Source organism: Streptomyces sp. Je 1-4 4N24 (assembly GCF_026239515.1).
Taxonomy (GTDB): Bacteria; Actinomycetota; Actinomycetes; order Streptomycetales; family Streptomycetaceae; genus Streptomyces; species Streptomyces nigrescens.
In genome coordinates, this window is record NZ_CP110836.1 from 1414028 (window position 1) to 1434404 (window position 20377).

Consider the following 20377-nt stretch of genomic DNA (forward strand, 5'->3'; position numbering starts at 1 on the left):
CCGCGTCGGTTCTTCGGGGAAAGCCGCGTCAGTTCGTCGGGGAGACCCGCGTCGGTTCGCCGGGAAGCCGGCGTCAGGGCTTCTTCAGCCGTACGTCGAAGGCGTCCCGCAGACCGTCTCCGACGCAGTGGAAGGCGGCGACGGTCAGCACGATCGCGAGGCCCGGCGGGAAGATCAGCCACCAGTGGCCGACCTGGGTGTAGGTGAGGCCGGCCGAGAGCAGGGAGCCCCAGTCGGCGGCGGGCGGCGGGAGGGACAGGCCCAGGAAGGACAGATAGGCGACGTAGAGGATGGCGTCGGCCACCTGGAAGGTGGCGTTGACGATGACGGTGCCGAGGGCGTTGGGGAGGATGTGCCGGAAGACGGCACGGCCGCCTCCGCCGCCCATCAGCCGCATCGCGTGGATGTAGTCGCGGCTGCGCAGCGCCAGCGCCTCACCGCGGACGAGGCGGGCCGGGGAGAGCCAGGCGACGGAGGCGATGATCAGGATGAGGAGGGGCTTGCCGGGGGTGACGATCGCGGCCACCACGACGAGCAGGAAGAGCGCCGGAATGGCGAGTGCGGCATCGGTGACGCGCATCATCACCGCGTCCGCCCAGCCGCCGAAGTAGCCCGCGACGGCGCCGTAGACCGTCCCGAAGAGGGTGGCCAGCAGCCCTGCCGCCAGCCCGACTTCGAGGGAGGTCCGGCCGCCGTACATCAGCCGGCCCAGCTCGTCGTGGCCCAGGTCGGTGGTGCCCAGCGGATGGCCCGCGCCGGGGGCCCGGCCGGCCTGGGCGAGGTCGGTGTGGATCTGGTCGGTGGGGTGGACCAGCGGCCCGAGGAAGCAGAAGGCGCACAGGACGAGCAGCACCAGGGCGCCGGTGAGGGCGAGTTTGTTGCGGGCGAAGACGGCCAGGGTGCGGCGGGCGGGGCCGGGGGTGGCCGGGGCGGTGTCCGTCCGGGCGGCGGCGTCGAGGGAGGAGGGCGTCACGTCACGCTCCTGATGCGCGGGTCGAGGACGGCATAGGCGATATCGGCGATCAGGGAACCGAGGACGGTGGCGGTGCCGACGACGAGGGTGACGCCGAGCAGGACGGGGAAGTCCGAGCTCTGGGCGGCGTTCCAGAACAGCAGCCCCATTCCCGGGTAGTTGAACATCGACTCGACGACGAGGGTGCCGCTGAAGAGGGTGGGGAGGTAGAGGCCGAGGAGGGTCGCCAGCGGGATGAGGGCGTTGCGCAGCACATGTCGGGTCATGAGGCGGGCGGGCGACTGCCCCTTGGCGCGGGCGGTGCGTACGTAGTCCTCCCCGAGGTTGTCGAGGACGGCGGAGCGCATATAGCGGCTGAAGGCGGCGATGATGCCGAGCGCGGCGGTCACGACGGGGAGGACGAGAGCGGGCAGTTCGGCGAGGAGGCCGCCCACCGTGTCGGCCTGTGGCGCCTCGGCGGGCAGCAGGGGGAGCTCCTGGCTGAAGACCAGGATGAGCACCAGGCCGAGGAAGAACACCGGAGTGGCGTAGGCGAGGAAGGCCGCAGCGGTCAGCACGTGGTCGACGGCCTTGCCGCGGCGTACGGCCTGGAGGATGCCCAGCGGGACGGCGAGCAGCGCGGCGAGCGCCAGGGCGAGGCCGGCGAGCAGTGCGGTCTTGGGCAGCCGCTCGGCGAGCAGCGCGAAGACGTCCTGGTTGAGCTTGTAGGACTCGCCGAGGTCACCGGTGAGCAGCCGTCCCAGGTACCTGAGGTACTGCTCGGGCAGGGAACGGTCGTACCCCTGCTGGTGGTTGAAGTGGTCGACGGCCTCCGGGGTGGCCTGCACACCGAGGATGGCGCGGGCCGGGCCGCCGGGGAGCAGATGCAGCAGGACGAAGACGATCACGGAGACCAGCAGCAGCACGACGAGGGCCTCGACGAGGCGCTTTACCAGGAAACGGATCACCGGCCGGCCCCGCCCTTCTTCACGAAGTACCAGTTCTGCGGCGCCAGGGACAGGGTCGGGTTCTGGTCGACGCCGCGCAGATCGTTGCGGATGACGGAGACCTGGTAGGCGGGGTTGGGGGTCCACAGGACCGGGAGCTGACGGGCCACCTCCCGGCCGTAGTCACGCAGGGCGGCCGGGTCGTCGGAGTACTCGGTGGCCCGGATCAGCCGGTCGGTGCGGAAATCGGACCAACTTCCCATGTTCGAGGGCGCATTGCTCGCGAAGATCTTTTCTCCGCTGGGGTCGGGCGGGAAGTACCAGCTGCCCTGGGTGCCGAAGAAGCCGAGCTGCCACTGCGCGCAGCGGGGTTCGGTCCGTTTACAGGGGACGGTGGTGCCCAGGACGGTGTTCAGCGGCTGCTGCCGGATGTCGAGAGTGATGTCTGCCTTACCGAATTCGGACTTGATGACCTGCATGGTGTTGGAGGTCTCGGTCGAGCCGGACTGGGCGAGTAGCGTGAGCCGCAGCTCCTGGCCGTCCTTGATGCCCGCACCGCACTCCCCCGCGCCGGTCCCGGGCCGTACACAGCGCAGCACACCGGCCCGCCCGGCCCAGCCGTGCCCGGCGAGCAGCGCCTTCGCCCGCCGGGGGTCGTACGGATACGGGTCGCGGTCGAGGAGACCTGCGGGGACCGGGCCGAGGGTGGGTGCGGCGCTGCCGTGCCAGACCACCCGGGACAGCGCCTTCTGGTCGATCAGATGCTGGAGCGCCTGGCGCAGATAGGCCTGGCGCAGCAGCGGTCCGGCCGTGGGGTGCTGGAAGTTGAGGACGATATAGGTGATCGCCCAGCCTTCCCACGGGTCGATCCGGTAGCCCATCTCCCGGAATTTCGCCGACTGCGCCATGATCGAGGGCGGGATATAGCCGTAGTCGACGCCGCCGGCGCGCAGCACATTGAATGCGGAGTCGGCGGTGGTGAAGGGCTTGAGGACCACACGGTCGAGATGGGGTGTGTCAGGCCCTCGGTAGCGCTTGTTGGGAATCAGGGAGACCTGCCCGGAGGTCGCCCATTTCTCCACCTTCCAGGGCCCGTTGACGGTCTGCCACAGGGGGTCGGTGGCGAACCGGGAGAATTGCCTGGCGTGCCGCATCAGCCGGGCGAAGGCCCGCTCGGGGCTCTGGTTACCGGGGTTCCAGGCGTGTACGGGGAGGGCGACGAAGTCCTGGAGTTCGTTGGCGGTGAACCAGGCCGGGTTGTAGGCGCGGTCCAGCCGGAGACGGAAGGTCCGGTCGTCGACGATTTCGAAGGCCTTGACGTCATCCGGCATCAGTCCGGGCGAATAACCGGCCCAGTCCTTCTTGTTGTGCTTGATCAGATCGAACCAGAACTTCACATCGCGGGTGGTGACAGGCTTTCCGTCGGACCATTCACGCCCCTTTTTCAGGGTGATGGTGACCGTTTTGTTGCCGTCGCGGTAGCGGGGCCTTTCCGCGAGGCCGCGGGGCGAGTCCATGGTCAGCGCCGCGCCCTTGCGCTCGGGGGTGAACAGCGGCAGGAACAGCAGGTTCTGGATGGCGCTGTTGTAGGACGCCAGGTAGCCGGGGGCGCCGATGGGGAAGATCCAGTTGGGAGTGGCGGCGGGCGGCAGCGCCATGGTGACGGTGCCGCCCTCGACGGGTGTGCCGCCGGTGACACCGAGGTCGGTGACAACGTTGCCAGGCGGCCCGCAGCTGATGAGCACGAAGGTACCGAGCAGGACGGCGGCCGCCATACGCCCCAGGGACCCGCGGATGCGTGTGGTGCGCGGACCCATGCTGCCTCCGGGGGAGTCGGCCGGTCGAAGTGCGAGCAAAGTACGGAGGGCCGGGAAAAGAAGTCAAGACCCTGGCGAAACAAGGCCAACTGGGGTCTCTTGTCGGCGAGTTCGAGCGCCGTCCGCCCTTGGCGCCGGCGAACTCACCATCAGTGCGGACGTCTGCGGCCCGGACGCGGGGCTGCTGGGCGCCGGCCACGCCGTGCCGCCCCGGCTGCCCGCCACGGACGGGTTCCGCTCGCCGGCCACCGCCCGCTGAGGCGCTCTGGTCAACTCCCGCCCGCCCGAGGGAAAGTGAGCCCCATGTCGTCCACCCCTTCCGGTTCCCGGCTCCGCATCGGCATCGGCGGTATGGCCATCGAGTCCAGCCAGTTCTGCCCGCACCGCTCGGGATACGACGACTTCCGCATCACCCGGGAGCGTGCGCTGCTGGACCGCTACACCTGGATCCGGCCGGACGGCGAGCTGTCCGGACTCGTGGAGTGGGTGCCGCTGGTGCATGCCGTCGCGGTGCCCGGCGGGCCGGTCGAGCGCGCCGCCTACGACCGCATCAAGGACGAACTGACCTTCCGGATCGAGGAGTCGGGCCCGCTGGACGGGCTGGTGTACGACATCCACGGCGCCATGAGCGTGATCGGGCTGGATGACGCGGAGGCCGATCTCACCGCCGCGGTACGGGCCGCGACCGGCCCCGGCACCCTGATCTCGGCCGCCATGGATCTGCACGGCAATGTCTCGCGCCGCTTCGCCGAGCACCTCGATCTGCTCACCGCGCACCGGATGGCCCCGCACGAGGACGCCTGGGAGACCCGGGAGCGGGCCGCCCGCAAGCTCGTCGAGCGGCTGGTCCACGGGCGGGGCCGCCCGCACCGGGCCTGGGCGCAGATTCCCGTCCTGCTCCCCGGCGAGAAGACCAGCACCCGGCTGGAACCGGCCAGATCGCTCTACGGACGGCTGGCCTCGGTCGAGGCGCTCGACGGGGTCGTGGACGCGGCGATCTGGGTGGGCTACGCCTGGGCCGACGAGGCACGCTGCCGGGCCGCCGTGGTGGTCACCGCGGACGATCCCGAACTCGCCCTGGCGCAGGCCGGATCGCTGGCCCGTGCGTACTGGGACGCCCGGCGCGACTTCGTCTTCGTCGGCCCGACCGGTGACGCCGACAGCTGTATCGCCCGCGCCGTCGCCTCCCCCGCCCGCCCGTTCCTGATCAGCGACTCCGGCGACAACCCGACCGCGGGCGGCGCCGGGGACCTCGCGTACATGCTCGGCCGGCTGCTGGCCCACGAGGAGCTGGCGAGCGGCCGGGTCACCGCGCTGCACCCGGGCATCACCGACCCCGAGGCCGTCGCCGTCTGCTGCGCCGCCGGGGTGGGCGCCGAGGTCACGCTCGGCGTGGGCGGCCGGTTCAGCGCCGGCACCGGCCCGCACACCGCACCGTATGTGCTGACCGGCACGGTCACCGCCGTGGAAGAGCCGGCCGGACCCGGCCCCGGTGCGCCGCGCGGGAACCCGGCCTACGACGGCGGCGGCCGGTCCGCGGCCGTCACCTGCGGTGGGGTGACGGTGGTGCTGACCGAGCGGCGCAAGCCGTTCCACACCCGCGCGGACTTCGGCCCACTGGACCCGCTCGCCTACGACCTGGTGGTCGTCAAGATCGGCTATCTGGAACCCGAGCTGTACGAGATGGCCGCGGACTGGCTGCTCGCCCTCACCCCCGGCGGCGTCGACCAGGACCTGCTGCGCCTCGGACACCACAAAGTACTGCGGCCCCTCTACCCCTTCGACGACGAGGGGTTCGAGGATCCGGGGCTGACACCGGTGTTGCTGTAGGGAGGCCGGGGACCCCCCGCCCTCACGGCTGTGGATCGCGGGCGTCGTAGCGGGCGAAGGCCCGGCGGCTGAGGCCGAGCGCGGTGACGGCCAGGAGGCAGGCCAGGCCGCCGCCGATCACCGCGGTGGCCGGGGAGGTCAGATCGGCCGCCGAGCCGGCGAGGAAGTCCCCGAGCCGCGGGCCGCCGGCGACCACGACGATGAAGACTCCCTGGAGCCGGCCGCGCATCTCGTCCGGTGTCGCGGCCTGCAGCATGGTGCTGCGGAACACCATCGAGACGGTGTCCGCGCAGCCTGCCACGGCCAGGAAGAACAGCGCCGGCCACAGATGCCGGGAGAGCCCGAAGCAGGCGATGGCGGCGCCCCAGGAGGCCACCGCGATCAGGATGGCGAGGCCGTGCCGGCGGATGCCGCCGAGCCAGCCGGAGAACAGCCCGCCCAGTACGGCGCCCACCGCGGGCGCGGCGACCAGCAGTCCGACGGTCTTGGCGTCCCCGGCGAACCAGAGCACCGCGACCGCGGGGAACAGTGCGCGCGGCTGGGCGAGCACCATCGCCGCGAGGTCGGAGAAGAACGTCATCCGCAGATTCGGCCGGGTGGCGAGGAAGCGCAGGCCGTCCAGGACGGAGGCCCGGCGACGCGGTCCCTCTCCCTGGTCGGGGTGCATGGACGGCAGCCGCCACATCGCGTAGAGCGAGCCGCTGAAGGCCACCACATCGATCAGATACGCGGTCTGATAGCCCCACAGGCCCACGATGACCCCGCCCAGCATCGGTCCGCCCATCAGACCGAGGTTGCTGGTCAGGGAGTTGAGGGCGTTGGCGGCCGGCAGCTGCTCGGTGGGCAGCAGCCGCGGGATCATCGAGCTGCGGGCCGGTGAGTTCATCGCGAAGCAGACGGCCTGGCAGGCGACGACGGTGTAGAGCAGCCAGACCCGGTGGTATCCGGCCACCGCGGCGGTGGCCAGGATCAGGGACATCACCGTCGCGCCCATGGCGCTGTAGAGGCCCAGCTTGCGGCGGTCGACGGTGTCGGCGATGGCGCCGCCGTAGAGCCCGAAGACGACCAGTGGGACCAGTGAGCACAGCCCCACCAGGCCGACCGAGAAGGTGGAGTGGGTGATGGCATAGACCTGCAGGGAGACCGCGAGCGCGGTCATCTGCTGGCCCATCCAGGAGATGGTGTTGCCACACCAGAGACGGCGGTAGTCCGGGGAGGTGCGCAGCGGGGTCAGATCGGCGAATATCCGTGAGCGCAGGGGTATTTCGCCCTTTTCGGAGGTCGTTGTAGAGGGCACGCGGCAGTAAAGCACGCGTCGGGGACACCGGGGGTGCCGGGGCGGGAAGAGGCACTCCGGCCGCTCACCCCTTACGCCCGGCGCGTGCGCGGGGAAATGTGGGTGGAGGGCCGGCCGGCTCGCCCGTCCCCGGCGGTCCCGGCGGGGTACGTCATGGCGCCGGGCGGTCCGGTGGCCAGGAGGGCGCTGCCGCCCCCGCGGTGTCCGCCGGTCTCACCAGCGCCAGCGGGTCGCGGCGGCGATCTCCTCGGCCTCGCTGTCGGCGAAGTGGGCCTCCTCGGCACGCCGGACCGCGAGCACCGCGCCGTGCAGTACCTCGCCCATCGCCTCGTACAGCGGGGCGGACTTCTCCAGCCGGTCGGCCGCCTCGGTGAGGGTGGCGGGCAGCCGTACGATGCCGCGCCGGGCACGTTCGCGGACGCCGAGGATGCCCGGGTCGCCGGTCTGCGGTGCCGGCAGCTGCGCCGCGGACTCGATGCCGTGCAGTCCCGCGGCGAGTACCGCGCCGACCGCGAGATACGGGTTGGCGGCGGCGTCGAAGGTCTTGACCTCGGCGTGGCCGCCGTCCGGGTCGTCGGGGGCGCCGGTGATCAGACGCAGCGCCGCCTCCCGGTTCTCCACACCCCAGCACTGGTAGATGCCGGCCCAGCGGGAGGGCTGCAGCCGCAGATAGCTGGCGGGTGAGGGGCAGCCGATGGCGAGCAGGGCGGGCAGGGCGTTCAGGACGCCGCCGAGGAAGGCCACCGCGTCCGGCGCCAGGCCCCAGGGGGCGTCGGGGGTGCGGTGCAGGCTCGCACCGTCGCGGTACAGGCCGAGGTGGAGGTGGCAGCCGTTGCCGACCTCTCCGGCGACGACCGACGGGGCGAAGGAGGCCCGCAGCCCGTGCCGGGCGGAGACGGCGCGGACGGTCTCGCGGACCAGCACCACATCGTCGGCGGCGCGGACGGGGTCGCCCGGGGCGGTGGTGACCTCGAACTGGCCCGGGGCGTACTCGGGGTGGAGCTGGAGGACGTCGATGCCCTGGACGGCCAGCGCCTCGGTGACATCGCGGAGGTAGTCGGAGAGTTCGACGACCCGGGTCATGCCGTACGCGGGGCCCGCGCAGGGGTAGTCGAGCACCTCGTCCGGACCGGTGGCGGCCGGGTGGTGTCCCTCCGGGGCGCGGGTGACCACCCATTCGGTTTCGAAGCCCATCCGCAGCTCCAGCCCGGCCGCGTGGGCCCGCTCCACCATCCGCCGGGCGAACTGCCGCTGGCAGGCGGGGTGCGGCCGGCCGAGCAGGTCGTAGCGGTCCACCGGCGCCCAGGCCCAGCCGGGCTGTGCGGCGAGTACGGTGAGGCGGTCCAGGTCGGGGAAGAGCCGCAGGTCCCCGTCGGGTCCGCCGAGGTGCTCGGACGCGGTGATGGCGTCGTCGGAGGTGAAGACGTCGAAGACGGGCGACATCCCGACGCCGCGCTCCGCGGCAGCGGTGAGCCGCTGCGCCGGAATGGTCTTGACGCGGGTGACGCCGGCGTTGTCCACCCAGGTCAGCGCCACATTCCGGACACCTTCCGCCTCCAGTCGCGCCGCCGACCGGCGGGCTTCCTCGCGCTGTTCCACAGCCCGCGTTCCCATAGAGCCGTCCTCATTCGACCGTGCCGGTGCCCGGCACCCGTGCCCGCTGATCGCCCTTGCCGGCCCGGCTCGACGCCGCCCGGTCAGGAGCAGTTGAACTCGCACCATACGCACTTTCCGCTGCCGCGTGGTTCCACACCCCAGACGTCCGCCAGGCGGTCCACGAGGAGCAGACCGCGGCCGGAGACGCCGGCCTCACCGGGCTCACGGCGTCGCGGCAGGCTGCTGGAGTGGTCCTCGACCTCCAGCCGCAGCAGCCGCCCGACGCTGTGCGGCATACGGATGTTGACCACGGCCTCGCCGTCGGTGTGCAGCAGCGCGTTGGTGATCAGCTCGTCGGCGACCAGTTCGATCTCCTCGGCGCGGTCCGCCGCGCCCCAGGCGCGTACCGCGGCCCGGATCATGTGCCGGGCGGCGGAGAGGCCTTCTGGGTCGGCGGGCGCGATGTGCTGGCGGAACCGTCCGACGATGTCGTGCTCCGGGGCGCCCAGCCGGCGGAGCAGCAGCAGCGCCATATCGTCCTCGCCGGTCCGGTCGCCCGCCGACTCGCAGAGCCGGTCGGCGAGTTGCTGGACGTCCTGGGGGCCGTCGCGGACCTCGCGGGCCAACTCCCGCATCCCGATGTCGAGGTCGGTGCCGGGCTGCTCGACGATGCCGTCGGTGCACAGCAGCAGGGTGTCTCCGGGGGCGAGCTGGACGGTGGTGACCGGGTAGTCGAGCCGCCGGAATTCGGAGGAGATCCCGAGCGGCAGCCCGCCGGCCACCGGCAGCCGGCGGCAGATGCCCTCGGCGTGCCGCAGCAGCGGATCGATATGGCCGGCCCGGACGATCCGGGCCGAGCCGGTGCTCAGGTCGGCGTCGACGTAGGTGCAGGTGGCGAAGCGGTCGGTGTCCAGCTCGTTGAGGAAGGCGGAGGCGCGGCCCATGACGGTGGCGGGGGCGTGCCCTTCGGCGGCGTAGGCGCGCAGCACGATCCGCAGCTGGCCCATCAGCGCCGCGGCCTGGGTGTCGTGGCCCTGGACGTCGCCGATGACGGCGGCGACCCGGCCATCGGGCAGCGGGATCACGTCGTACCAGTCGCCGCCGATGTCCCGGCCCATCCGGGCGGAGCGATAGCGGACGGCGATCTGGGCGCCGGGGATGCCGGGGATCCGGCGGGGCAGCATGGCCTGTTGGAGGCCGGCGGCGAGGTCGTGCTCCTGGTCGTAGAGCATGGCGCGGGCCAGGCTCTGCGCGATGCTGCTGCCGAGCGCCACCAGGACGTTGCGCTCCTGGTCGCGGAAGTCGCTCTCCCGCTCGAAGAACAGGCCGATCACCCCGATCGGGCGGCCCTGCGCGATCAGCGGCAGATAGGCGGCGGAGTTGACGTTCAGCGGCTCGATGGCCGGCCACAGCCGGGGGTATGTGTGCCGGAATTCGGCCCGGCTGCCCACGTAGCGCGGGGTGAGGGTGCGGACGACCTCACTCATCGGGAATTCGTCCCCCACCCGCGTGTATTCGAGGTCGGGGACGAAGCTGCCCGCCTTGCCCTCGGAGATCAGCCGGATGCGTCCCGCCTCGACGAGGCCCAGGATCACGTTCTCCGCGCCCAGCCGGCTCAGGCCCTGCTCATCGGCGAGCACCGCGATCACCTCACCGACCGTCCGGGCGTGCGCCAGGGCGGCGGTGGTGCGCTCGACGACGCTGGTGTGCCGCCGGCGCTCCTCATCGCCGGCGAGCCGCTCCGCCGCGTGGGTGTATTCGTGGCTGGCGTCGCGGACCACACCGATGACGCGGCGGGGCCGGCCGGTGTCGTCGCGGCGGATGCTGCCCTGGGAGTGGGTCCAGCGCAGCTCACCGTTGCGCAGCCGTACCCGGAAGTAGGCGCCGTAGGAGTCGCTCCCGTCCTTGAGCGCACGGGCGACCAGGGCGTCCAGACGGGCCGCCTCATGGGCCGGGACGCGGCAGTTGAGCGTGGCCGGACGGTCGTCGTACTCCGCCGGAAGCATGTCGAACACCTCGAGGGCGGGCGGGTCCATGTGCATCAGCCCGCTGTCGAGGTCCCAGTCGAAGGCGCCCATGCCGTTGAGGGCCAGGGTCAGGTCCGGGTGGGCGGGCCAGTCGTCCGGCACCGACACGGTGGGCCGCTTCGCTCCCCGGTCAGCCATGTCGTCACTTTGCCACATTCACCCGGATTGCGGCGTCTTCAGTCCGTTTACCCGGTCGGGCTGCGACAGCAGCCGCCACTTCACTGACTCCACTCTCAGGTATCCCGCAATTCCACGCCCTGGACCCGGCTATAGCAGGCCGGTACGCGCCCACCCCCTCCCCCAACCGTTGCGATGTTCTCAACACGCCTGTTACGGTCCCGGACCATGAAGGACCCCCCCGGAGACCGGGTCACCGACGACGCCGGAGAGGTCACGGACCGTGTCCGGCAGGTGATCGGCCGGCTCGGCTGCAGCCATCGCGAGTTCGCCCGCCGGATCGTGATGGACCCCTCGAAACTGTCCAGGTCACTGGGGGGTACCCGGCGTTTCACGCTGGCCGAGATCGTGCGCATCGCCGATATCGGCGCGGTCGACACCGGCTGGCTGCTCGGGGCCCCGGAGCGGCCCGCGGCGCCGCCCGGCCGCGAGCCTGCCGCCGTGCCCGAGGGCGGCCGGCCCCTGCAGATCGTGCGGGAGACCGTCCGGCTGATCGCCGAGCACGGCTTCCACGGCGTACGGGTCGCCGATATCGCCGCCGCCTGCGGTACCAGCCCGGCCGCCGTCCACTACCACTTCCCCGGCCGCGACGAGCTGCTGGAAGCGGCCGTGCGCTGGTGCATGGACGAGGACACCGAGCGCCGCGCCGCGGGGCTGGCCGCGGCCCCCGACGCCCGCGGCGAACTGCTGCACCTCATCGCGCTGCAGACCCCGCGCACCGATCAGCAGCGCCGCCAGTGGCTGGTCTGGCTCGATCTGTGGGCCCAGGCCGCCCGCTCCACCGCCGTGGGGCGTCTGCACGAGCACTACTACCGGCAGTGGCGCGCCACCGTCGCCGAGGTCGTACGCCGCGGCGTCGACCAGGGCGTCTTCCGCACCGTCGATCCGGAGTTCACCGCGCTCCGGCTGACCGCCCTGATCGACGGCCTGGCCACGCAGGTGCTCGCCACCGCGCCGGACAGCACCGGCCCCGACACCATGCACACCGCCCTGCTGGCCTTCGTCGAGAGCGAGCTCACCCCCGCCTCCGCCGTCTGACGCCGCCGTTCCCCGCCGGGCCCGAGGCACCCACCCCCATCGAAGGGACCCCCGTGAACCACGAGGTCATCATCACCTGCGCGCTCACCGGCGCCGGCGACACCGTCCGCCGCTCCCCGCACGTCCCCGTGACGCCCGAGCAGATCGCCGCATCGGCCGTCGAGGCGGCGGCCGCGGGCGCCGCGGTGGTGCACATCCATGTCCGCGATCCCGGGACCGGCGATCCCTCGCGCGACCCGCGGCTGTACGCCGAGGTGGTCGAGCGGATCAAGGAGACCGGCACCGACGTCGTCATCAACCTCACCGCCGGCATGGGCGGCGACCTGGTGATCGACCCCGACGCCCCGCTGCGGCAGCTGCCCGGTACGGACCTGGTCAGCGGTCTGGAGCGGCTGCCGCACGTCGAGGAACTGCTGCCCGACATCTGCACCCTGGACTGCGGCTCCCTCAACTTCGGCGACGGCTCCAACCTCTATGTCTCCACCCCCGACATGCTGCGGGCGGGCGCGAAGCGCATCCAGGAGCTCGGAGTGCGGCCCGAGTTGGAGATTTTCGACACCGGTCAGCTGTGGTTCGCCAAGCAGCTGCTGGCCGAAGGGCTGCTGGACGACCCGACCGTCTTCCAGCTGTGCATGGGCATCCCGTGGGGCGCGCCGGCCGACCCGGGGGTGCTGCAGTCGATGGTGCGGATGCTGCCCGAGGGCTCCCAGTGGGCGAGCTTTGCGCTCGGCCGGATGCAGATGCCGTGGGCCGCCCAGTCGATCCTCCTCGGCGGGCATGTGCGGGTGGGCCTGGAGGACAACCTGTACCTCAGCAAGGGCGTCAAGGCCACCAACGGGCAGCTCGTCGAACGCGCCGTCCAGATCACCGAGTTGCTCGGCGCCACGGTCGCCACCCCCGACCAGGCGCGCGCCCGGCTGGGCCTGAAGCCCCGCGCCTGACCCGCGGCCGCCCTCCCCCGTTCCTCCCCTCTCCTCCCTCCACCTGGAGCCGCTCCCCCATGCCTGAAACCACCCCTGCCCCCTGCACCCCCGAGGACGTACGCCGCATCGCCTGTATCGGCGCCGGAGTGATCGGCGGCGGCTGGGTCGCTCATTTCCTCGCCCGTGGCTACGACGTCACCGCCTGGGACCCGGCCGCGGACGCCGAGGACAAGCTCCGCCGCCTGGTGGCCGCCGCCTGGCCCGCGCTGGAACGGATAGGCCTGGCCGAGGGCGCCGCGCAGGACCGGCTGACGATCGCCCCCACCCTCGCCGAGGCGGTCGCCGACGCCGACTTCGTCCAGGAAAGCGCCCCGGAGAAGCTGGAGTTGAAGCGCTCCCTGCTCGCCGAGCTCGCCGCCGCGACCCGGCCGGGCGTGGTCATCGCCTCCTCCACCTCGGGCTATCCGATGACCGATATGCAGACCGCGGCCGAGGACGCCGGCCGCCTCGTCGTCGGCCACCCCTTCAACCCGCCCTACCTCATCCCGCTGGTCGAGGTCGTCGGCGGCGAGCAGACGGACCGCGAGGCCGTCACCTGGGCCTCCCGCTTCTATGACCTGGCGGGCAAGTCCGTGATCACCATGGACCGCGAGCTGCCCGGCTTCATCGCCAACCGTCTCCAGGAGGCGCTCTGGCGCGAGGCGCTGCACATGGTCGCCAACGGCGAGGCCTCGGTCGAGGACATCGACGCCTCGATCACCGAAGGACCGGGCCTGCGCTGGGCGTTCATGGGCCCCTGCCTGACCTTCGCGCTGGCCGGCGGCGAGGGCGGGATGGCCCATATGCTCGACCACTTCGGCCCGTCCCTGAAGTCGCCGTGGACCCGGCTGGAGGCGCCCGAGCTGGACCGTGAGCTGCGCGACGCCATGGTCGACGGCTGCCGGGAGGCCGCGGGCGGCCGTACGTACGCGGAGCTGGTCGCCGCGCGTGACCAGGGCGTCATCGACGTCCTTAGCGCCACGGGGCGGCTGGGGAGCACCCGATGACCGACGGCACACCGGGCGGCCCGCCCCTCTTCCGCCGGACCGTCCGGGACGAGTGGATCGACTACAACGGCCATCTCAGCGAGGCCTACTACGTCCTGGTCTTCGGCTTCGCGACCGACGCCCTCATGGACGCGGCCGGTCTCGACGCCGCCTACCGCGAGCGCACCGGCTGCTCCCTCTACACGGTCGAGGCCCACGTCCGCTACCTCCACGAGGTCGCCCGTGACAGCGAACTCACCGTCCGCACCACCGTGTTGGGCGTCGACGGCAAGAAGCTCCGACTCCTCCACGAGATGTTCGCCGGGGAACCCTCCGGCGAGCCGGTGGCCACCGAGGAGCTGTTCACCCTGCACATCGACCAGGCCGCCGGGCGCTCGGCACCCCTGCCGGCGACGGCCCGCGCGCACCTCACCGCCCTCGTGGCTCCGGCGCCGGAGTGGGCGGGACGCGGCATCCGAGAGGTGTGAGGCGCGGCGACGGCGTACGGACTGCCGGTGGGCCCCAGACCCGCCTCGCCCGCCTCAGCCGCCCCTGCTCCCTCCCGGTGCGATCCTGGACCGGGAGGGAGCCACCTCCCTCGCCCACCGAAGGGACGTGACCATGAGCACCACCCGAGGCCACCGCATCGACGTCACCGAAGGCACCGACCATGTCCGCGTCGAGATCGACGGACAGCTGATCGCCGAGAGCCGGCGCCCGCTGCTCCTCACCGAGACCGGCTATCCGGTGCGGTACTACCTCCCTCCCGAGGACGTCCGCACCGAGCTGCTCACCCCCTCCGAGACGCACACCGTCTGCCCCTTCAAGGGCACCGCCTCGTACTGGTCGCTCGCCGGCGGTCCGGAGGACATCGTGTGGGCCTACCCCGAGCCGCACCCCGAGGTCGCCCGGATCAAGGATCATTTCTGCTTCTACAAGGCCGAGTTGGCCTGAGCGGGAGCATCCCCGTCGCCCACCTCCGGCGGGAATAGGAAATACTCCTAACAATTCTGGGTGCGCAACCGTACGGCACCGTGCCCGCCCCCCGACGACGCCGGCCGGCCGCACGGCGCACAATCGAAGCGTGACCGACGCCGACAGCCCCCACGACCAGCCCCTCCCCTCCCGCCCGTCCGTCCCGCACCGGGCGGGCGACGAAGGCGGCGATCCGGCCTGCTGGCTGGACCAGGTGTGTGACGCCTGCGGCCGGATCAGGGAACGGCCCGGCAGTGCGGTCTGCGAGCACTGTGGCGCCGGGGCGTCGGACGCCGAAGGCACCGGCGTCCCCGACCGCGCCCCCGACCCCGTCGCCACGCCGCGCCGACGGGACCGTGACGAGGAGGGGCGCGCCCGTAGCGCCCGCCCGCGGGACGGGCTCGGCCGGCCGCTGCCGTACGGCTCCCCGGGCGTGGCCCGGCAGCCCGAAGGGGTGCCCCGGACGCCCGCGCAGTCGCTGACCGAGGCACAGCGGCTGCTCGACGACGGGATGCCGTTCCACGCCCATGAGGTGCTGGAGGACGCCTGGAAGGCGGCGCCGGAGGCGGAGCGCGAGCTGTGGCGCGGGCTCGCCCAGCTCGCGGTGGGACTCACCCATGCGGCACGTGGCAATGCCGTGGGCGGTACGTCGCTGCTCGACCGGGGTGCGGCGGCCATCGCGCCGTATGCCGACGCCGCCCCCTACGGGATCGATATCGCGGGACTCCTGGCCTGGGCCCGGGAGCTGACCGGGCGTCTGACCGGCTCCGGGGCCGTGCCGGCGGCGGAGTCCGCGCCCCGGCTGCGGGCGACGGGAGAAGCGACCGAAAACCGCCCCACCGGGGACGAGGTCTGAGACCGCCCTACAGGCGACCGGCGGGGCCGGGCTCCGCCGGGACGCGCGGAGCCGTCGCCGCTGTCGTACGCACCCCGGGCCAGGCCCCGGGCCTACGCCGTCCCTCCGCTCCGTCCACCGCGGGCGCGTGCCTGCCGCAAGCGGGTGAGCAGGGCGCCCAGCCCGAGTGCCGCGAGGCCGGCGCCGCCCGCCCCCAGGGCGAGGGTGGCGCGCCCGGGAGAACCGTCGCGGGCCTCGGTGCCGGTGACATCGGCAGCCACCGGGCGCATCGGGCCGCCGCCGTCGTGGGCGGCACGTACGGCGTGCAGGGTGCCCACCGGCTGGGCCGTGCCGGCGGTACGGAAACCCCAGTCCAGGAGGGCGCCGGCTTCCTTGTAGACGGCGTTGTACTCCTTCGACTGGGGGTTCAGCACGGTGACCAGGAGGGTGCGGCCGTTCCGGCGCGCGGCGGCGATCAGCGTGTTGCCGGCCTTGGAGGTGTAGCCGTTCTTGACGCCGATCAGGCCGGGGTAGCGGGACATCCCGTGCGAGCCCACCAGCAGGCGGTTGGTGTTCTCGATCTGCGTGGTGCCGCCCGCGGCGGGGAACGTGGCGCGGGGGGTGGCGCAGTAGCGGGCGAAGTCCTCGTTGGCGAGCCCGGCGCGGGCGAAGACGGTCAGGTCGTGGGCGGAGGACACCTGACCGGGCGCGTCATAGCCGTCCGGGGACTTGACGGTGGTGTCGCGCGCGCCGAGTTTCCTGGCGTTCTCCTGCATCTCCTCCGCCGTGGTCCGCCAGCCGCCGTTCATCGCGGCCAGTACGTGCACCGCGTCGTTGCCGGAGCGGAGGAAGACCCCGCGCCACAGGTCGCCGACGGTGTAGCGGCGGCCCTGCTGGACGCCGACGACGCTGCTGCCGGCCCCGATTCCCGCGAGGTCGGCGGAGCTGACCCGGCGTACCGTGCCGGCCGAGAACTTCGGCAGGACGGTGACCGCGAACAGTGTCTTGAGGGTGCTGGCCGGGGCGAGCTTGCGGTGCGGGCTCTTCGCCGCCAGCACGCTGCCGGTGTCCGCGTCGGCCACCATCCAGGACAGGGCGGACAGACCGCTGGGCAGCCTCGCGCTGCCGGGAGCGGTGGGTGCCTGCACCCCGGCGCCGGTGACGGCGGGCTGACGGGCCGTCGCCCCGTTGGCAGCGGCCGGTATGGACGTCAGCGACACACCGGCGACAGCGATCAGCGCCACCGCACCGGCTTTCCTGGACACACGCGCGTCAGTTGTCATGCCGTCACGCTATGGAGCGGTGCCGCGGTCCGCAGCGCAGTTGCGCCACACGGACCAGGGCCGCGCCGCGTCCGCGGGCGTGTCGCAACTGCAACCGGTGCAAAGAAGGACCCGCCCGGTGCGACGGGGGATGCACACCGGGCGGGTCTCAGGAACATTTCTACCGCATGAGCGAACGGTTATGCCTCAAAAACTTGTTCGTTTGCCGATTACCAGGTGACGGGCAGCGAAATCAGGCCACGCGCCCGCAGCGCCCGACGGTGCCGCAATTCACCACGCGGGACGCCCAGTCGCAGCCCCGGGAAGCGGCCGAGGAGCGCGTCGAGCGCGGTGACGGCCTCCAGTCGGGCCAGCGGGGCGCCGAGGCAGTAATGGATGCCATGCCCCAACGCCAGATGCCCGGAGAGGTCCCGGCCGCGGTCCAGCGCGTCCGGTTCGGGGAAGCGCGCGGGGTCGCGGTTCGCGGACGCGATCGACAGCAGCACGCTCTCCCCGGCCGGGATCCGTACACCGCCGATCTCCACGTCCTCCTTGGGGAAGCGACGGATTGCGACGGGCGAAGGCCCGTCGAAGCGGAGGAACTCCTCCACGGCCGCCGGCAGTTCGGCCGGATTGTGATGCAACTGCCGTAGCTGGTCCGGGTGGTCGAGCAGGGCGAGCACGGCGTTGCCGATGAGGTGGACGGTGTTCTCGTATCCGGCGAAGAGAAGGAGGAAGGCGAGCGAGGTCAGTTCGTCCTCGGTGAGCCGGTCACCCTCCTCGCCGGCGTCCGCGTCATCGCGCACCGCGATCAGATCCGAGAGCAGATCGTCGCCCGGCTCCGCGCGCTTGGCCGCGATCAGTCCGGTGTAGAACTCCAGCATCGCCCCGATCGCCTGCTTCATCAGCTCCGGACGGCTCGGGTCGGGTGTGATGAGGGCATCCGACCAGGCCAGGAAGTCGCGGCGGTCACGGTGCGGGACGCCCAGCAGATCGCAGATCACGGTGATCGGCAGCGGCCCCGCGTAGTCGGCGATGAGATCCGCGCGGCCGCGCTCCGCCATCGCGTCCAGCAGCTCGTCGGCGATCTTCCGTACGGGCGCCCGCAGCGCCTCGACCCGGCCCGGGGTGAAGGCCTTGACCACCAGACGGCGGACCCGGGTGTGGTCCGGGGGGTCCATGTTCCCCAGGTTGGCGTCCAGCGCGGGCGGCAGCGAGAAGCCGCGGTAACCGCCGGGCGCGGCATGCTTCTTGTCCAGGGAGAGCCGCGGGTCGGCGAGGGCGCGACGGACGTCGTCGTAGCGGGTGACGAGCCAGGCGGGGTTCCCGTCGGCACCGGTGATCCGGTGCACCGGTCCGGCGTCGCGCAGCGCGGCGTAGGCGGCGTACGGATCGTCGAGGAGAGGCGTCACGTCGATGGGGGCGTCGGGGCCGGTCTCGGCGGTGTTCTGCATGAGCCCGACCCTAAGGGCTGCCCCGTAATCCCTGGTGGATCAGCGCACGGCGTCAGATGCGGTGCATCGCAAGGCGGAGGGGTGTCCGGATACTGGGCGTATCCGGACGTTCCGACAACGCGGCGAGGTGCCGTAGCTGTCGTCGTGCGCCCGCCAGGGATTACGGGACAGCCCTAAGGTCCTGTCGGCAAAGTCCCGGTCCGGCGCCCGCCGTTCGGTGACAGCCGCGCGGGCGGCACCGGTCTCGTCGACCGGTGCCGCCCGGGTGGAACGGGCGGCCCGGACCCCCGTACCGGGCCACCCCGTCTGTGGTGCTTCCTCAGCCGTGCGCCACCGAGCTCCGCTGGCGCAGTTCGGTGAGCACGGTCTCGATCAGCGGTGAGTGGTAGACATCCGCGACCAGCGCCAAGTGTTCGTACTCCGCGGTGAGTTCGGCCGGTTCGGCACCGGTGGCGACCACCACGCTGTCGGCGCCGTGGTCGGGGACATGGCCCACCGCACGGTTCTCCAGGCCACGGCGGAGCGCGGCGGCCTCCGCGACGGCCGCCAGCTGCCTGTCGTCGAGGGCGACCGCGCGGGCCCGCTCGCGGGCGATGTCGACGGCGTCGGACTCCACATGGCGCCGGATGCCGCGCTGTACGTCCCGGATCTCGGCCATCTGCCGGTTGGCCCGCCACTCCAGGTCGGCGAACGGCCACCGGACGGACCACGCCGAGGAACCCATCGTGACCTCGGGGGTCTGCGCGGTGACGGTCCGCCAGAGCGGGGAGAGGCGGCGCAGCCGGCGCCAGGCGGCGACCCGGGGGCCGGCCGCCGGCAGCGCGAATCCGGTGAGGACCATCAGCGCCGCGACCGAGGCGCTCAACGGGGCCACGCCGTTGGAGAGCCAGAGCGCCGGGTGGCCCGTCCAGGACAGGACGAAGCCGATGACCTTGCAGGCGCAGTAGACCAGGCCGAGCCAGCAGCCCGCGGCCAGCACCCGCAGACCGCGCGCGAGGTGTGTGCCGCCGAGTTGTGCGGCGTAGCGCGGGCAGAGCGTCCCCAGGGCCGCCGAACTCAATCCGAAAATGGCCAAATACAGCACCAGGAACAGCATGACTCCCGGGGAGTCGGTGTAGGCGGTGCTGAAGTCGCGGGGGTGCTCGACGGCGTCCGGGCGGCCGACCGCGAAGCCGGTGACCGCCACCGCCCACAGCGCGGCCACGATCCCCACGGCGACGCGCGCCCTGGTCCGGGCACGGGCCCGCGCGGACGCGCCCTCGCCGGCCGTCCAGCGCAGCAGCAGCACCAGCGCACCCGCGGCGAACACCACCACGGAGGAGTAGAGGAAGACCATGGCGAGGTTGGCCACACCCGCCAGCCGGTCGAAGGCGCGGTAGAGGCTGGGCGCGGAGAAGAGGAAGACCGTCGCCACTCCGCCGGTCATCACACAGGCCAGCCCCAGGTCCGCGTTGCTGCGGTCCCGGAACCAGGCGACGGACTTGTAGCCGACGATCGCCCAGGCGGCGACGCCGAAGGACAGATAGATGACGTCAAACACGCGGGCCCCCGTCCCCCGCCGCGCCCGCTCCGACGCCGTCGGTCCCCTCGTCCCCGGCCGGGGCCCCCTGCCGGCGCCGGATGTGCTGCAGCGCGGGCCCGAGCGCCGCGGCCAGCTCGGCCGCCTGTCCCTCCAGGGGGAGTTCCCGTTCGGCGGCGGACGGCGCCACCCGCTCCATCAGCAGGGTGCCGAGCACTTCGGTCTCCCGCTCGGCGAGGTTGTCATAGCCGTGATGCCGGGCGAAGCCCATGGTCAGGCCCATCCGCCGCATGGCGGTGGCGACATCGACCGACGGGGTCCACAGCTTCAGTGCGTCCTCGGTGACCGCGGGATCCTGGCTGTGTCCCAGCAGGAGATGGCTCAGTTCGTGCAGCACGATGTGCGCCTGGTGCCACAGTGAGGTCTTGAGCTCGTAGAAGACCCAGTAGCCGTCGTCGGTGACGGCCGTCATCCCCGAGACCACTCCGCCCAGGCTCATCGGCACCAGGTGGACGGGCCGCGCCACCCGTGCGGCGACGATGTCGCACATTCCGCGCAGGTCGGTTGTGGCCGGCAGCGCCAGCTCCTTGATGAGCCGCTTGCACCGCCTGCGTATCTGCCCCACTCGCATGCTCGTCCCGTCCTCGTCTCCGACCCGCTGCCAGGAAGAGAAGATCTGGCCGCGCTCAGCGGTCCGCATCGG

The 20377-nt window shown here is 72.3% G+C and carries 17 protein-coding genes; 7 read left to right on the forward strand and 10 right to left on the reverse strand.

Annotation, left to right across the window (positions count from 1 at the left end):
- Window positions 1-73: 73 nt before the first annotated feature.
- Genes SLV14N_RS05880 through SLV14N_RS05890 form a run of 3 tightly spaced genes read right to left on the reverse strand, consistent with a single transcriptional unit; the run spans window position 74 to window position 3716 of the window.
- A complete protein-coding gene (locus tag SLV14N_RS05880) occupies window positions 74-973 on the reverse strand; it encodes an ABC transporter permease (protein WP_263268422.1) in 900 nt (299 codons plus the stop codon).
- Window positions 970-1920 (reverse strand): ABC transporter permease, encoded by a 951-nt coding sequence (locus tag SLV14N_RS05885; protein WP_263268424.1) that lies wholly within the window; start codon window positions 1918-1920, stop codon window positions 970-972. Before SLV14N_RS05885 ends, SLV14N_RS05880 begins: the two co-directional genes overlap by 4 nt.
- Window positions 1917-3716, reverse strand: a complete 1800-nt coding sequence (locus SLV14N_RS05890; RefSeq protein ID WP_263268426.1) for a peptide ABC transporter substrate-binding protein — start codon at window positions 3714-3716, stop codon at window positions 1917-1919. Before SLV14N_RS05890 ends, SLV14N_RS05885 begins: the two co-directional genes overlap by 4 nt.
- 303 nt (window positions 3717-4019) lie before the next feature.
- Between SLV14N_RS05890 and SLV14N_RS05895 the strand changes: the two genes are divergently transcribed.
- Window positions 4020-5546, forward strand: a complete 1527-nt coding sequence (locus SLV14N_RS05895; protein WP_263268427.1) for a M81 family metallopeptidase — start codon at window positions 4020-4022, stop codon at window positions 5544-5546.
- Between the two features lie 22 nt (window positions 5547-5568).
- Here the strand turns inward: SLV14N_RS05895 and SLV14N_RS05900 are convergent, their stop codons facing one another.
- The 3 genes from SLV14N_RS05900 to SLV14N_RS05910 form a co-directional block, all read right to left on the reverse strand.
- Window positions 5569-6858: an MFS transporter gene (locus SLV14N_RS05900; RefSeq protein ID WP_263268428.1), complete on the reverse strand. Its 1290-nt coding sequence runs from the start codon at window positions 6856-6858 to the stop codon at window positions 5569-5571.
- Between the two features lie 198 nt (window positions 6859-7056).
- Window positions 7057-8457, reverse strand: a complete 1401-nt coding sequence (locus SLV14N_RS05905; protein ID WP_263268430.1) for a glutamine synthetase family protein — start codon at window positions 8455-8457, stop codon at window positions 7057-7059.
- A gap of 83 nt (window positions 8458-8540) precedes the next feature.
- Window positions 8541-10604 (reverse strand): SpoIIE family protein phosphatase, encoded by a 2064-nt coding sequence (locus SLV14N_RS05910; RefSeq protein ID WP_208680079.1) that lies wholly within the window; start codon window positions 10602-10604, stop codon window positions 8541-8543.
- A 207-nt stretch (window positions 10605-10811) separates the two neighbouring features.
- Here SLV14N_RS05910 and SLV14N_RS05915 point away from each other — a divergent pair, with 207 nt between their 5' ends.
- From SLV14N_RS05915 to SLV14N_RS05940, 6 genes are all read left to right on the forward strand, one after another.
- On the forward strand, window positions 10812-11681 hold the full coding sequence (locus tag SLV14N_RS05915; RefSeq protein WP_263268432.1) for a TetR/AcrR family transcriptional regulator: 870 nt from the start codon (window positions 10812-10814) through the stop codon (window positions 11679-11681).
- A gap of 53 nt (window positions 11682-11734) precedes the next feature.
- Window positions 11735-12622, forward strand: coding sequence for a 3-keto-5-aminohexanoate cleavage protein (locus tag SLV14N_RS05920; protein ID WP_263268433.1), 888 nt, complete (start codon window positions 11735-11737; stop codon window positions 12620-12622).
- 59 nt (window positions 12623-12681) lie between these two features.
- The gene (locus SLV14N_RS05925; RefSeq protein WP_263268434.1) at window positions 12682-13650 is read left to right on the forward strand and encodes a 3-hydroxyacyl-CoA dehydrogenase NAD-binding domain-containing protein; all 969 of its coding nucleotides are present in this window, start codon (window positions 12682-12684) and stop codon (window positions 13648-13650) included.
- Window positions 13647-14117: a thioesterase family protein gene (locus SLV14N_RS05930; protein WP_263268435.1), complete on the forward strand. Its 471-nt coding sequence runs from the start codon at window positions 13647-13649 to the stop codon at window positions 14115-14117. The genes SLV14N_RS05925 and SLV14N_RS05930 overlap by 4 nt, the downstream gene beginning before the upstream one ends.
- 133 nt (window positions 14118-14250) lie before the next feature.
- A complete protein-coding gene (locus SLV14N_RS05935) occupies window positions 14251-14583 on the forward strand; it encodes a DUF427 domain-containing protein (RefSeq protein WP_208680083.1) in 333 nt (110 codons plus the stop codon).
- 256 nt (window positions 14584-14839) lie between these two features.
- The gene (locus SLV14N_RS05940; protein WP_259670727.1) at window positions 14840-15460 is read left to right on the forward strand and encodes a DUF309 domain-containing protein; all 621 of its coding nucleotides are present in this window, start codon (window positions 14840-14842) and stop codon (window positions 15458-15460) included.
- 92 nt (window positions 15461-15552) lie between these two features.
- Here SLV14N_RS05940 and SLV14N_RS05945 read toward each other — a convergent pair whose 3' ends face one another.
- The 4 genes from SLV14N_RS05945 to SLV14N_RS05960 all read right to left on the reverse strand — a co-directional run bounded on the left by SLV14N_RS05945 (window position 15553) and on the right by SLV14N_RS05960 (window position 20374).
- A complete protein-coding gene (locus SLV14N_RS05945; RefSeq protein ID WP_259670143.1) occupies window positions 15553-16722 on the reverse strand; it encodes a D-alanyl-D-alanine carboxypeptidase family protein in 1170 nt (389 codons plus the stop codon).
- A 209-nt stretch (window positions 16723-16931) separates the two neighbouring features.
- Window positions 16932-18155 carry a cytochrome P450 gene (locus tag SLV14N_RS05950; protein ID WP_263268437.1) on the reverse strand — a complete coding sequence of 408 codons (1224 nt, stop codon included), beginning with the start codon at window positions 18153-18155 and terminating at the stop codon, window positions 16932-16934.
- A 319-nt stretch (window positions 18156-18474) separates the two neighbouring features.
- Complete coding sequence (locus SLV14N_RS05955; RefSeq protein ID WP_127154046.1) at window positions 18475-19695, reverse strand: MAB_1171c family putative transporter; 1221 nt, start codon at window positions 19693-19695, stop codon at window positions 18475-18477.
- Entirely contained in the window at window positions 19688-20374 is a 687-nt protein-coding gene (locus tag SLV14N_RS05960) for a hypothetical protein (RefSeq protein ID WP_263273031.1), read from the reverse strand. The genes SLV14N_RS05955 and SLV14N_RS05960 overlap by 8 nt, the downstream gene beginning before the upstream one ends.
- Window positions 20375-20377 lie beyond the last annotated feature (3 nt).

Excerpts from the sequence above, each read along its gene's own strand:
- SLV14N_RS05905 (WP_263268430.1), bottom strand. The coding sequence starts at position 8,457 with ATGGGAACGCGGGCTGTGGAACAGCGCGAGGAAGCCCGCCGGTCGGCG.
- SLV14N_RS05895 (WP_263268427.1), top strand. The coding sequence starts at position 4,020 with ATGTCGTCCACCCCTTCCGGTTCCCGGCTCCGCATCGGCATCGGCGGT.
- SLV14N_RS05930 (WP_263268435.1), top strand. The coding sequence starts at position 13,647 with ATGACCGACGGCACACCGGGCGGCCCGCCCCTCTTCCGCCGGACCGTC.
- SLV14N_RS05890 (WP_263268426.1), bottom strand. The coding sequence starts at position 3,716 with ATGGGTCCGCGCACCACACGCATCCGCGGGTCCCTGGGGCGTATGGCG.
- SLV14N_RS05945 (WP_259670143.1), bottom strand. The coding sequence starts at position 16,722 with ATGACAACTGACGCGCGTGTGTCCAGGAAAGCCGGTGCGGTGGCGCTG.
- SLV14N_RS05950 (WP_263268437.1), bottom strand. The coding sequence starts at position 18,155 with ATGCAGAACACCGCCGAGACCGGCCCCGACGCCCCCATCGACGTGACG.
- SLV14N_RS05960 (WP_263273031.1), bottom strand. The coding sequence starts at position 20,374 with ATGCGGACCGCTGAGCGCGGCCAGATCTTCTCTTCCTGGCAGCGGGTC.
- SLV14N_RS05935 (WP_208680083.1), top strand. The coding sequence starts at position 14,251 with ATGAGCACCACCCGAGGCCACCGCATCGACGTCACCGAAGGCACCGAC.
- SLV14N_RS05915 (WP_263268432.1), top strand. The coding sequence starts at position 10,812 with ATGAAGGACCCCCCCGGAGACCGGGTCACCGACGACGCCGGAGAGGTC.
- SLV14N_RS05925 (WP_263268434.1), top strand. The coding sequence starts at position 12,682 with ATGCCTGAAACCACCCCTGCCCCCTGCACCCCCGAGGACGTACGCCGC.
- SLV14N_RS05910 (WP_208680079.1), bottom strand. The coding sequence starts at position 10,604 with ATGGCTGACCGGGGAGCGAAGCGGCCCACCGTGTCGGTGCCGGACGAC.